Genomic DNA, 12,852 nt, shown 5'->3' with positions numbered 1-12,852 from the left:
GGGCAATGCACGGCTATAGCTAGACTAAGTCACTTGCCGAACATAGGGCAACAGGGGAGAGGATGTACTGGCGACAACGGGACATTGCGATGATTGATCTGTTGAGCGCGCGGCTAGCCGGGAAAATGCGGCTACTATGGGAAAAGTGCCTTGCATCCGCGCATGGTGATTGAGCGAATGATCGTTAAACAATCAACAAGGTGATTGATCGATGGGTGAGGTATGACGACTTCGTATAGGGGATCGCAAATTTTCTATAGCGGGTGTGGGGGAAATGTCACGGATGGTCTGGGCCGATGCTTAATTCAACCAGATAGCGATCAAAACCCAGCAGATTTTCTCCGGCACGTCGCACGCTAAAGTACATCGCGTATTTACCCGGAGCCCTCAATGACACGATACGCATGTGACTGGAGCTGTCATTGTTCAACTGGTAATGAAGTTGCTTTACACCCCCAGGGGATAGATCAATCCAGCTACTTGAATTTTTGAGTTGCCACCCGCCCTTCTGCAGTTGAGTTTGCACCGACGAAAAAACCGAGACAGCTTCCGAAAAAGATAGAGTTCTAAGAGATGGAGAGGTTCTGATAGTCGATACTTTACCTTCCGAGTAGGCGATGGCGGCAAATGTGGTTGGAGGAAGTATGAACCCATATCGTGGGGCGTCGAATTTTATAACGACTGATGGTTCGGTTATAAAAGTATAGCCAAAACCACCCTCGTCGTTGTGTGGCGGATTTGAATTTTTCTCTACCGGGTAAGAGGATGTCTTGGTCACTTCTTCAAATTTGCTGCCGATTCGCAGTGAGAGCAAGGTTGGGGCTGGATCCGGCCAATATACCCAACCTATGCCACATATCAACGCTATCGATAGTGCTTTGGCGAATTTGAAATTCATCGTGCTGCGCCGCTGCTTGCTATATCGTCGATGGAGGCTTCGATGACAGTTTTTCCAGAAGAATTCAATAAGATATTAAACTGATCTGCCGCTTGGTTGACGAATTTCATGCGCTGGTCCTTGTCGTAAAGTTTTGCTCGTTTGTCTTTCGGAAACCATATCCCCTGAGAAGAGGAAAGCGTGCGGCATTCTGAGGAAAGCGTCAGCTGGATTTCGGCCGCCACGCCGGTGGGGAAACCGGTTGCCCAGGAAAATTGGTTGGCACGCAATGCGGCCTGCATGGAAAGATCGTTATAAATCGCCGTCTGAAGTATGTTTACTTGTTCATGGAGCGCCATTTTTTTAACGCTGTCCGCAATACGTCCGACATCAATAAATCTGAATGATTCGAGTATTTCTGCGTGGGCCACTCCGAAGGAAATTTTTTTACTGTCAACAGGCCAGATAATTTGGTCCTTGATCGCTTGCCTGCTTTCCAAACATGTCTCCAGCTGTTTTATTCCACGCAACATGTAAAACCGATGGAGCGGGTAAATGTCGAGGAAAAGCAGGGTGTTACCCAGCGCAAGTTGACGATACATGTACGCTGATCCAGAGCCGATCGTGCTCGGAGTCATACTGACGGCAGCAGCGTCGGCATTGCTCATACTGCCGACGCGTTGCATCGCTTCCTGTACTTCTGCACGTGATTTCTTGATGTTATCTGCCGCATGCAACAACCCGCACCCCACCTGCTTCGATGCAAATGCCGCCAAGCCGGCCCACTGGAACCGCTTGTCTTCTTTCCATAGCTGGGTATAAGCCTGGTTGATCCTGCGGTTGCGCGCCAGGTTGTCTTCGATCAGTTTTCCGCCCGGTGCAATCCAGGCCTCCGCCTCTTTTTGCACCCGCAGCCACACGCCGGTGCAGCCGAGGATTGGTACGTCCAGGGCCTTGCAGGACTGGCCCTTGATGGTCGTGGCATGAATGCCGCATTCGGGTACCGGCACGGTATTGCGGCCCAGTGCCACGGCATCCTGCTGGTGTTTGGTGATGACTTTTTCGGACATGGCCGGCTCCCGGTTACTCGATCACCTGCCACGCGACCAGTTGCTTGCGGTCGGCGGCGTCGAATGGCGCGGTGTAGCCGTCGCTGTCAGTTTGGCCCTCGACTACCTTGTCGGAGAACTCGAGCCGATAGCGCCTTGCTGCGAGGGGCTGCTGCGAGTAGTCGTCGAGTAGCCGCAATACGATCTGGTCTTTGGGATCTTGCAGCGCATCGCTTTGTATCTGCTGCCGGGCCAGCGAAGCGGCTGCTTCCGGCGAGGTGGCGGAATCACCGTCGAGTATTTGGCATTTCAGGCTCTGGATGGCAATCAGCCTGGGTGGCGATGGACAGCGACATAGACACAGGTCGTCCTGCAATGCGACCTGCTTGCCGTTCCAGCTCTCTGGAATGCGGGTGCCGCATAGCGCGATCTTGCCTGGGGATTTGCAGGCAGGGCAGAAAATCTGGTCTCCCTCGAGTGCGATCCTGACACCGTTGATCAAGCAGGCGCTGCTGGCGGAAATTACCTTGCCGCCTGCGGAGGTGCTGGCACCCAGGGTGATGTGATAGCGTTTCATGAGCAGTCCGTTGATTGGCGGAAAGCTCAAATGTAGACATTCGAAGCGGTGGTGTTTTGCTCCTGAGCAAATAGGCCGGCAGGCTACTTCAGTTTGTACACCACGTCGACCGACTGGCTGAACCGCAGCGCGGGCGCGTTCATGTGGACGCGCAGCGGTCCCGTCACCCGGCCCGGGATGTCGGCGCGTCGCTGGTCCGGCGGTCCGAAGCCCATGGCGGTGCTGAGGTTGGCGAGGCTGCCGGCCGAGACGGCGCCCACGCTGTCGATTTTCCGGCCCACGCCGGCGGCCATGCTGTCGGCCTTGACGCGCGCCTTGCGCATGGCCTGTGCCATCAGGTCGTTTTCGATGCGCACCTGTTCGGTGTTGGAAAAGGTGCTCATGGGCGTATCGAGTTCGCGCATGGCCATCAGGCCGGTGACCAGCGGGCGCCATGCCTCCATGTCGCGCAGCGTGATGGTGACGGTGGCCTTGGCTTCCACCAGCGGCGCAGGGGCTTGCGCCGGGTCGTCGGCTGGTGCGGCGGCGGCCTTGTGCGGGCGTGGTTCCTTGCGCAGGTCCTGGATCACGGTAGTGGCGTCCTTGTCGCCCAGGGTATCGACCAGCGCGCGGATCCTGGCGATGCCGGCTTCGACTTCCTGGGTTGCCAGATCCGCGTCGGCCTGGACCGAGACCACGTCAAGCGAGATCGATACCGTATCAGGGACAACAAAAATGCTGGCGGTGGCGTTCGCATGCACGAACGGGTAGGCCGGCCAGTCGGCGGCCAGCGCCAGGCCGGGTAATAACAGTGCTGCCAGGTACAGCGGTTTGAATCGTTTCATCAATGTCTCCGGAAGGCCCGCACGTTCGTCGTGGTGTTGCGTATTATGCAAATTTCGCGATATTGCAACTAGTCAATCGTATGATTTTTTAATAATTTTCTTCAAGAAACTTTCTAACTTGAGATGAATAATCGATAATTACGGATTTTGCAACTCACAAACCTTCATGAGAACAGCCATCCCGATGCTGGCGGCCGAAATCGTTGCAGTCGCCGCCCTCGGCCTGCATACCGGCGCGCTGGCACAGCAAGCACCTGCCGCCGCCGTGAAGGCCGAGCCGGTTCCACCCACGGCCGCCGGCAAGCCCGCGTCCAGGGAAATCGTCCAGGTGGAAATCAACGGCGCCGTCGACTACGATCCGCGCCGCGATGACACCGCCAGCAAGACCATCATCGGCCAGGAAGAGATCCTGAAATACGGCGACACAAATGTCTTCGATGTCTTGAAACGCGCGCCCGGCGTGACCGTGGTCGGCGAAAGCATCCGCATGCGCGGCCTCGGTAACGGCTACACCCAGGTGCTGGTCAACGGCGAGCGGCCGCCGCCGGGCTTCAACCTGCAAACGGTGGCGCCCGAGCAGATCGAAAAAATCGAAGTGGTGCGCGCCGCCACCGCCGAGTTTTCCACGCAGGCGATTGCCGGCACCATCAATATTGTGCTGAAAAAAGTGGTGAGCAAGCCGCAGCGCGATGTGCGCGTGGGCATCGGTCATTCGGGCCTGGTCAAGCGCGCCTCGGCACTGGGCACACTGGCCGACCGCAGCGGCAACCTGTCGTATTACCTTTCCGTGTTCTTGCTGCGCCATGACAACCGCAATCCGGGCACGTACACCGAGCAACTGGCGTCCGCCGATGGCATGGTGCTGCAACAGCGTGACAGCAGCATCGCCAACAACAGCAAGCTGTCCTTGCTGGGACTGGAGCCGCGCCTGAACTGGAAGCTCGACAACAACGGGCAGTTGAACTGGAGCGCGTCGGTGGGGGCCAACCGCTTCGACAGCGATCAGACTTACCGATACGATAACCAGGTCGGCAGCTTCCCGGCACCGAATTTCCTGTTCCGCGATAACACCAGCGAGAACCGGTCGGTGTACCTCTCCACCAACGTCAACTGGGTCACGCAACTGGCCGGCGGCAAGCTCGATACGACGCTCACCGTCACCCACAGCAGCGGCAGTGCGGATAGCGACTGGGCGTCGAGCACGGCCAGCCGCCAGCGCACGCTGCAACGCGATACCGACAGTGACTCGCGCAGCAATTCCGTGCGCAGCAACGGCAAATACACGCGCTCCGTGCTGGGCGAACATGCGCTGGCCACCGGCTGGGAAGTGAGCCGCCAGCGCCAGCGCGAAGACCGCCATCGCGTGGAAGGCATTGTCGGAAGTGCCCCGGCGATCTTCGACGAGCGCTTTGCGCCGCAGGTGGTGCAGGCGGCTGCCTTCGCCCAGGACGAATGGAACGTGACCAAACAGTGGTCGATGTACCTGGGGGCGCGCTGGGAAACCATCCGCACCGACAGCGCCGTCAGCGGCCGGCCGGACACCAGTTCGCGCAACCATGTGCTCAGCCCCATCGCCCAGACGCTCTACAAGTTCCCCGACAAGAGCGGCCGGCAGCTGCGCCTCGCCCTCACGCGTACTTTCAAGGCGCCGACGGTGGGCCAGTTGACCGCGCGCCGCAACGAGGCCGACCTGAACACGCGCTTTACCGCCGACAGCAGCGGCAACCCCGATCTGAAGCCGGAACTGGCGACCGGCGTGGATGCGACCTACGAGCATTTCTGGGCGCCGGGCGCCACGTTTTCGGCTACCGCGTCCACCCGCCATATCACCGATTACATCCGTACCACCCTGTCGCAGGACAGCGGCGGCCGCTGGCTGTATCAACCGGTCAACGATGGCAAGGCCGATGTGCGGGGCCTGGGCCTGGAACTGAAATTCCCGTCGAAGCTGGTGTGGCCGACCTGGCCGGCACTCGACCTGCGCGCCGGCGTCAACCGTAACTGGTCGCAGGTGGATTCGGTGCCGGGGCCGGACAACCGGCTCGACCAGCAGGTGCCTCTCACCGCCAATCTCGGCATCGATTACAAGCAGGGGGCTTACACCACGGGCGCCAGCCTGGCATTCCGCTCGGGCGGGCCGGTACGCATCTCGGCCGAACAAAGCACGCGCCTGCAGGCGCGCAGCGACCTCGATGCCTACCTGCTGTACAAGGTCAGCCCTGCGGTGCAGCTGCGCTTTACCGGCAAGAACCTGCTGGCGCGCGATAGCGAGACTTACTCGCGCTACGCCGACCGCAATGGCGTGAGTCAGAACTGGGGCCGCAGCGACAATTCGCGCGAGTGGGCGGTGAACCTGGAGCTCAAACTGTGATGTCGCCGCTTACGGCGTGAGGCGTACTTCCTGGTCGTCGGCAACCAGGCCGCCGACGACCACGCGCGTTTCCGCGTGTTCAGGCCCGCAGGTCTCCACCCGCAGCAGGACGCGGCCGCCGTCGATCAGGACCTGCGCGCCGGGGCCCACGGTGTCGTACACCTGCTGGCAGAACAGCGGCGCGCGGCGTTCGTCGCCCAGCAGTTCATGGTCCATGTCGAGGCGGAACGCGGCACCCGGCGCCAGCGTTGCGCAGCCGTCGGCAAAGCGGCCCAGGCGCGCGGCCGCCTGCGCTGCGTGCAGCGGGGATGTGGCGCCGTCCATCTCAGTGCCCCGCCGGCGCCGTGACCAGCAGCGCCCGGAAATCGTTGACGTTGGTGAGCGTGGGACCGGTCACCACGCTGTCGCCCAGCGCCTGGAAGAAGCCGTGGCCGTCGTTGTCGTCCAGCGCGTCGCCCGGGCGCAGGCCTTGTTCCCAGGCGCGCGCCAGCGTATCGGGGGCAATGGTGGCGCCGGCGATCTCCTCCTGACCATCGACGCCGTCGGTGTCGCCGGCCAGGCCGTAGATGCCTCCCTTGCCGCGCAGGGCGAGCGCGCACGCCAGCAGGAATTCAACGTTGCGCCCGCCGCGCCCCTGGCCGCGCACGGTGACGGTGGTCTCGCCGCCCGACAGCAGCACGCACGGCTGGTCGAACGGCTGGTCGTGATTGACCGCTTGCAGCGCCATGGCAGCCATCACCTTGCCCACCTCGCGCGCCTCGCCCTCGATGCTGTCGCCGAGGATGTACGGCGTCACACCCGCCTGCCGCGCTACCTGCGCAGCGGCCTGCAACGCCATCTGCGGCGTGGCGACCAGGCGCACCTCGGCGCGGGCCAGGCGCGGGTCGCCCGGTTTGACCGATTCACCGCGCCCGCTCCTGAGCACCTCGAGCACGTGATCAGGCAGCTCCAGGCCGTAGCGGCGGATGATGTCGAGTGCATCGGCGCAGGTGCTGGCGTCGGCTACGGTGGGGCCGGAGGCGATGTCGCGCGGGTCGTCGCCGGGCACGTCAGAAATGAGCAGCGTGACCACCCGCGCCGGGTGGCAGGCGGCGGCTAGCCGGCCGCCCTTGATGGCGGACAGGTGGCGCCGCACGCAGTTCATCTCGCCGATGCTGGCGCCCGAGCGCAGCAACTGCTGGTTGATCAGCTGCTTGTCCGCCAGCGTGATGCCGTCCAGCGGCAGCGGCAGCAGCGACGAGCCGCCGCCCGAGATCAGGCACAGCACCGTGTCGTCGGCGCTCAGGCCCTGCACCCGGTCGAGCATCCGGCGCGCCGCTTGCAGGCCGGCGGCATCGGGCACCGGGTGCGCCGCTTCGACGATCTCGATCCGCTCGCACGGCACGGCGTAGCCGTAGCGCGTGACCACCAGGCCGGTGAGCGGACCGTCCCAGTGGGCTTCCACTGCGCGCGCCATTTCGGCCGAGGCCTTGCCGGCGCCGATCACGATCAGGCGTCCCTCCGGCTTTTCGGGCAGGGCCGGCGGCACGCACAGCGCCGGTTGCGCGGCCGCGATGGCGGCGTCGAACATGCGACGCAGTAGAAAGGTTTCGGGCGATAGGGCGCGCGTCATCATGCCGTCGCCTTGTGCACGACCGCCAGGTCGTTGTGGACCGGCGCCGGCTCGTCGTCGTGATCATGCAGCGCCTGCAGTTCCTCGACAGTCGATGCGCCATCGAGCACGCGGTGCATGCGCTCGCGGTCCAGCGCGCCCACCCAGCCGGCGATCGCCATCGTACCCACCGCGTTGCCGATGGTGTTGGTGATGGCCCGCGCTTCGGACATGAAGCGGTCCACGCCCAGCAACAGCACCATGCCGGCCACCGGGATATTGCCGAGCGACGCCAGCGTGGCCGCCAGCGTGATGAAGCCGGAACCGGTCACGCCGGCCGAGCCTTTCGAGGTCAGCATCAGTACGCCGAGCACCACCAGCTGGTCGGTGAGCGTGAGCGGGGTGTTGGTCGCTTGCGCGATGAAGATCGCCGCCATGGTGTAGTAGATGCACTGGCCGTCCGGGTTGAAGGTGACGCCCGACGGGATCACCAGGCCCACCACGGGTTTCGAGACGCCCACGTGTTCGAGCTTGCGCATCAGTTGCGGCACCACCGATTCCGACGAGCTGGTACCGAGCACCGTGAACAGTTCTTCCTTGATATAGCGCAGGAACTTCCACAGGCTGAAGCCCGACACCCGCGCCACGAATCCCAGCACCACGGTCACGAACACGAAGCAGGTGATGTACATGGCGCCCATCAGCTGGCCCAGCGAGACCAGCGAACCGAGACCGTATTTACCGACCGTGAAGGCGATGGCGCCAAAGGCAGCCAGCGGCGCCACGCGCATGATCATGGACACCATCAGGAACATGCTGTTGCAGAAGGCGTCGAGGAAATCGACCACCGGCTTGGCGCGGCGTCCCATGTGCGAGAGGGCGATGCCGAACATGGTGGCGAACACCAGGATTTGCAGGATGTCGTTCTTGCCCAGCGCGTCGACGATGCTGGTCGGAATCATGTGCAGCACGAAGCCCATGAAGCCGTCGCCCTTGCTGGCGGCGGCCGTGTAGCTGGCAATGCTGGCCGTGTCGAGCGTCTTGACATCGATGTTCATGCCCACGCCGGGCTTGGCCACATTGACGACCACGAGGCCGAGCAGCAGCGCAAACGTGGACATCACCTCGAAATAGATCAGCGCGCGCACGCCCACGCGGCCCAGTTCCTTCATGCTTTCCATCTTGGCGATGCCCAGCACCACCATGGCGAAAATGACGGGCGCGAACACCATCTTGATCAGGCGGATGAAGGCGTCGCCGAGCGGCTTGAGGTCGGCGCCCAGCTGGGGATGGAAATAGCCGAGCAGCCCGCCGGCGACGACGCCGATCAGGACCTGGATATACAGCTTTCCAAAGAAACGCTTATACATGGTTTGTCTCCGTTATATGAACTGCTCTATGCATTGCGGTCGCGCCCCGCCACGCTCTGCGGCGGGTAGGGGCGCGACCTGCGGCCGATGCCGACGCTGGCTTACGCGGCCTTACGCGGCCTGGCGCTGTTCGGCGCCCAGCAATGCGCACACGGCGTCGGTGACCTGCGCCGTGGTGGCGTTGCCGCCCAGGTCGCGCGTGTGCAGCGCGGTGTTGGCGGTGACCGCTTCCACGGCTTCCATCACCTGTTTGGCGGCGGCGTGTTCGCCCAGGTGCTCGAGCAGCATCACCACCGACCAGAAGGTGCCGACCGGGTTGGCCAGGCCCTTGCCCATGATGTCGAAGGCGGAGCCGTGGATCGGCTCGAACATCGACGGATAGCGGCGCTCGGGATCGATATTGCCGGTGGGGGCGATGCCGAGACTGCCCGCCAGCGCTGCGGCCAGGTCGCTCAGGATATCGGCGTGCAGGTTGGTGGCGACGATGGTGTCGAGCGTGGCAGGGCGGTTGACCATGCGCGCCGTGGCGGCATCGACCAGTTCCTTGTCCCATTTCACGTCCGGGAATTCACGCGACACTTCCAGCGCGATCTCGTCCCACATCACCATCGCATGGCGCTGGGCGTTCGATTTGGTAATCACGGTGAGCAGCTTGCGCGGACGCGATTGCGCCAGCTTGAAGGCGTAGCGCAGGATGCGCTCCACGCCCACGCGGGTCATCATCGAGACATCGGTGGCCGCCTCGATCGGGTGGCCCTGGTGCACGCGGCCACCGACGCCCGAATACTCGCCTTCCGAGTTTTCGCGCACGATCACCCAGTTCAGGTCTTCCTGCTTGCAGCGCTTGAGCGGGCCGTCGATGCCGGGCAGGATGCGGGTGGGGCGCACGTTGGCGTACTGGTCGAAGCCCTGGCAGATTTTCAGGCGCAGGCCCCACAGGGTGATGTGGTCGGCGATGTCCGGGTCGCCGGCGGAGCCGAACAGGATGGCGTCCTTGTTGCGCAGCGCATCGAGGCCGTCGGCGGGCATCATCACGCCGTGCTGGCGGTAGTAGTCGCCGCCCCAGTCGAAGTCCTCGAACTCGAAGCGGAAGGTGTGGCTGGCGGCGGCCAGCGCGGCCAGCACTTGCTGGCCGGCCGGAACGACTTCCTTGCCGATGCCGTCGCCTGGAATGGTTGCGATGTGGTAGGTCTTCATGGTGGTGTCTCCTGGTAGGTTGGTGGAGGCACTCTACAGGCTGGACGTCGGCGCCTGGCAGGGCTAAACTCAAGCCATTGTTAACCTGGAGCTCAACAATGGGTGGTGGATGATGAGTGGTGGATTTCAACCGGCGGAACTGGGTTTTATCGTGGCGCTGGCCAGCGCCGGCAGCTTGAGCGGCGCCGCGCGCGAGCTCGGCATCACCACGTCGGCGGTCAGCAAGCGCCTGGCGCTGATCGAGGCGCGCGTGGGCGTACCGCTGGTCAATCGCACCACGCGCCGCATGAGCATGACGCCGGAAGGGGAGGTGCTGCTCGAGCATGCGCGCCGCATCCTCGGCGAGATCGCCGATCTCGACCAGCTGCTCACATCCTCGAAAGGCGTGCCGAAAGGGCAGTTGCGGGTCAATGCCACGCTGGGCTTCGGGCGCCTGCACGTTGCGCCGGCCATCTCGCAGTACGTGCTGCGCTACCCGGAGGTCGATGTGCAGTTGCAGCTGTCGGTCGATCCGCCGGCACTGACCGACGACCAGTTCGACGTGTGCATCCGCTTTGGCGCCCCGAGCGACACGCGCGTGATTGCACGGCGCCTCGCCTCGAACCGGCGCCTGCTGTGCGCGTCGCCGAAGTACCTGGCCCAGCACGGCGAACCGAAGACCCCTGGCGACCTGCGCAAGCACAACTGCATCTCGATCCGCCAGGGCGACGAGGCTTACGGCCTATGGCGGCTGTACGCGGGCCGCGAAGCCGAGCGCGATGCGCAGGCGGTCAAGGTGCGCGGCAACCTGACCACCAACGACGGCGAAATCGCCGTCAACTGGGCTCTCGACGGCCACGGCATCCTGCTGCGCGCGGGCTGGGACATCGAGCGCTACTTGGACAGCGGACGGCTGGTGGAGGTACTGCCCGGCTACAAGACGCCCGATGCCGATATCTACGCGGTGTATGCGCCGCGGCACCAGCTGTCGGCGCGGATACGGACGTTCGTGGATTTTCTGGAACAGCGGTTCGGGCGCTAGTCGTTGCCGTCATAAATCGCCGTTTCAAACAGTTTTCGTGGCCGAAGCTGCGCAGCCTTGTAATCGAATTCGATGATTGCGTTGTTGCCCCAATCTTTGCTGGCGATGGGCATGCGGTACATGTGGTCCCCGGGATTCTCGCTCGCTTGCAAAGGCACGCGCCGGCTCCCCTCGACAATCCACGCGCCGCTGGTGGCGGTCCAGGGCCGATGCCAGATGGCCTTGGTGGGCCGCTTGCAGCGGTTCCAGCGTCCCGGCGCCCGGCACTTGGTGTCGTATTCCCCCGGGTTGTCGAACATCTCGATGGCGGCGGTGATTTCATAGCGCAGGCGCAGGTCGCCCAGGCGCAGTTTTTCGGGCGGCACGGTACGGGTATGCACGAGCAGGCCGATGCGCAGGGCGCCGCCCTTGAAGTTGCTGACCAGGTCGGCATCTCCGTCAAACTCCGGCAACGGCGGCAGCGTGAACAACTCGCCGTGCTCGAGACTGATCGGGAATTCCTGCCCTTGCTCCGTGCGCACACGCAGCGCGAAATTGGGCGGCAGTTTCATGCCCGCCGGCGGCATCACCGCGAAACGGAATACCGCGTCGGGCGCCAGCGATTTGTGTTTTTCGTAGGCCGAGACTGCCGCACGCATGGCGCCATAGCTCTTCCAGGGCACCGCCCGCAAGCCGGTTACGCGGACGACGAACATGATGTCGTCGGCCTGGTCGGCGCTTTCTGTGGACGCAGTGGCGGCAAGATTCAGTTCGTCTGCCGCGCGGCGCAGATTGCGCAATGCCTCGGTGTCCTCAGGGTTCCTGGCGAGCTCGGATAAGGCCAGGTTGAGGGTGTCGTTGGTCATGTCCACAGTATCGTCGGCAGTGTCGCTGGCAGTATCGTCCACCGCTGCGCTGGCCATTGCGCCAGCCAGGCCTGCCGCTGCCGGTGTTGTAAGTTGCGGTGCAGCTGCAGCGATGTCGAGATTCTCCGGCCTCGTGTCCGCACCAGCGGCGACGACGGTGACTAGCTTGCTATCGCACTTCGCTTGCGTACACCGCTCAACCGCCAGCAGGGCGTCGGGGTGGGCCGTCTCTGCGGCCATGCGGAAATAGCGCGCGGCCTGGTCCGGATCGCGCTTCACGCCTTCGCTTCCCTCAGCGTATAAATTGCCCAGGTTGTAAGCGGACGGGCCGTAGCCGGCTTCGGCGGCTTTGATAAAGTAGTTGATCGCCTGGCTGGCATTCCTGTTCGCGCCCTCGCCAGACAAATATGCGACGCCCAAGGCGTTCCATGCCGGGATGAATCCGAACTCGGCAGCCTTGGCATACCATCGTTCGGCCTCGTCCCAGTCCCGCTCCACCTCGCCCCCGAGCTGGTAAAGGCTTGCCAGCGTCATGGCAGCGTCGATGCGGGGAGTTGTTTCTTCCGGCTTGCCCGGGTTGAAACGCATCGTGTCCCGGAACGGATTGAACCGTTCCTCGGCCACGGCACGCAGCCAGCGGATGCCTTGGACCGCGTCCCTGGTCGTGCCTAGCCCCTGGAGATGCATATGAGCCAGCATCAAGGCAGCATCGGGATAGCCCAGTTTCACATAAGCGCTCTCGAATTGCTTCAGCGCTGACGCATAGTCATGCTGCTCAAAGGCTGCCAGCGCTTCGCTCACGCTCTTGTCCTCGGCCCGAATATGGCTTCTTGCGCACATAATTTTTGCATCGGGATGCGTGATGGGACCACTCAGGCAATAGCTCAACATTCTCGCAAACCCGGTGGCCTGGCGTTTGACGGTTTTCCTTAATCGCGCCTCGGCATCCGCCATCGGCTGCTTGACCGGGCGCGGCGCAGTGACCACCACGGTGCTCGATAGCTGCGGCTCCTGTCCCGATGCGGGAGACTGGGCCAATGCGCAGCCCGGCAGGCCAGCCGCCAGCCAGAGCAGGGCCACGGCACCATACCTGTATGCTTTTCTACGCAAAGCGCTCTCCCGCAATCACA

At 63.0% G+C, this 12,852-nt stretch carries 11 protein-coding genes; 2 read left to right on the top strand and 9 right to left on the bottom strand.

Annotated features, from left to right (window positions below; genetic code table 11):
* Positions 1–277 precede the first annotated feature (277 nt).
* From F8197_RS11625 to F8197_RS11610, 4 genes are all read right to left on the bottom strand, one after another.
* Positions 278–898 (bottom strand): hypothetical protein, encoded by a 621-nt coding sequence (locus tag F8197_RS11625; RefSeq protein WP_152881930.1) that lies wholly within the window; start codon positions 896–898, stop codon positions 278–280.
* A complete protein-coding gene (locus F8197_RS11620) occupies positions 895–1,947 on the bottom strand; it encodes a DUF2515 family protein (RefSeq protein ID WP_152881929.1) in 1,053 nt (350 codons plus the stop codon). Before F8197_RS11620 ends, F8197_RS11625 begins: the two co-directional genes overlap by 4 nt.
* Before the next feature lie 13 nt (positions 1,948–1,960).
* The gene (locus F8197_RS11615; protein WP_152881928.1) at positions 1,961–2,503 is read right to left on the bottom strand and encodes a PAAR domain-containing protein; all 543 of its coding nucleotides are present in this window, start codon (positions 2,501–2,503) and stop codon (positions 1,961–1,963) included.
* 83 nt (positions 2,504–2,586) lie between these two features.
* Positions 2,587–3,327: an SIMPL domain-containing protein gene (locus tag F8197_RS11610; RefSeq protein ID WP_152881927.1), complete on the bottom strand. Its 741-nt coding sequence runs from the start codon at positions 3,325–3,327 to the stop codon at positions 2,587–2,589.
* Between the two features lie 166 nt (positions 3,328–3,493).
* Here F8197_RS11610 and F8197_RS11605 point away from each other — a divergent pair, with 166 nt between their 5' ends.
* Positions 3,494–5,698 carry a TonB-dependent siderophore receptor gene (locus F8197_RS11605; protein ID WP_152881926.1) on the top strand — a complete coding sequence of 735 codons (2,205 nt, stop codon included), beginning with the start codon at positions 3,494–3,496 and terminating at the stop codon, positions 5,696–5,698.
* 9 nt (positions 5,699–5,707) lie between these two features.
* Here the strand turns inward: F8197_RS11605 and F8197_RS11600 are convergent, their stop codons facing one another.
* The 4 genes from F8197_RS11600 to F8197_RS11585 all read right to left on the bottom strand — a co-directional run bounded on the left by F8197_RS11600 (position 5,708) and on the right by F8197_RS11585 (position 9,856).
* Entirely contained in the window at positions 5,708–6,022 is a 315-nt protein-coding gene (locus tag F8197_RS11600) for a pyruvate kinase (RefSeq protein WP_152881925.1), read from the bottom strand.
* A 1-nt stretch (position 6,023) separates the two neighbouring features.
* The gene (locus tag F8197_RS11595; protein ID WP_373996847.1) at positions 6,024–7,313 is read right to left on the bottom strand and encodes a glycerate kinase; all 1,290 of its coding nucleotides are present in this window, start codon (positions 7,311–7,313) and stop codon (positions 6,024–6,026) included.
* On the bottom strand, positions 7,310–8,659 hold the full coding sequence (locus tag F8197_RS11590) for a dicarboxylate/amino acid:cation symporter (protein WP_152881924.1): 1,350 nt from the start codon (positions 8,657–8,659) through the stop codon (positions 7,310–7,312). The genes F8197_RS11595 and F8197_RS11590 overlap by 4 nt, the downstream gene beginning before the upstream one ends.
* Positions 8,660–8,770: 111 nt before the next feature.
* Complete coding sequence (locus F8197_RS11585) at positions 8,771–9,856, bottom strand: tartrate dehydrogenase (RefSeq protein ID WP_152881923.1); 1,086 nt, start codon at positions 9,854–9,856, stop codon at positions 8,771–8,773.
* A gap of 109 nt (positions 9,857–9,965) precedes the next feature.
* Here F8197_RS11585 and F8197_RS11580 point away from each other — a divergent pair, with 109 nt between their 5' ends.
* On the top strand, positions 9,966–10,877 hold the full coding sequence (locus F8197_RS11580) for a LysR family transcriptional regulator (protein ID WP_152881922.1): 912 nt from the start codon (positions 9,966–9,968) through the stop codon (positions 10,875–10,877).
* Here the strand turns inward: F8197_RS11580 and F8197_RS11575 are convergent.
* Positions 10,874–12,802, bottom strand: a complete 1,929-nt coding sequence (locus F8197_RS11575) for a tetratricopeptide repeat protein (RefSeq protein WP_152881921.1) — start codon at positions 12,800–12,802, stop codon at positions 10,874–10,876. The genes F8197_RS11580 and F8197_RS11575 overlap by 4 nt on opposite strands.
* Positions 12,803–12,852 lie beyond the last annotated feature (50 nt).

The organism is Duganella sp. FT27W, assembly GCF_009295655.1.
GTDB classification, from domain to species: Bacteria; Pseudomonadota; Gammaproteobacteria; order Burkholderiales; family Burkholderiaceae_D; genus Rugamonas; species Rugamonas zoogloeoides.
The sequence above is the reverse complement of the archived record's forward strand: the minus strand, read 5'-3'. Positions and strand labels throughout refer to the sequence as shown.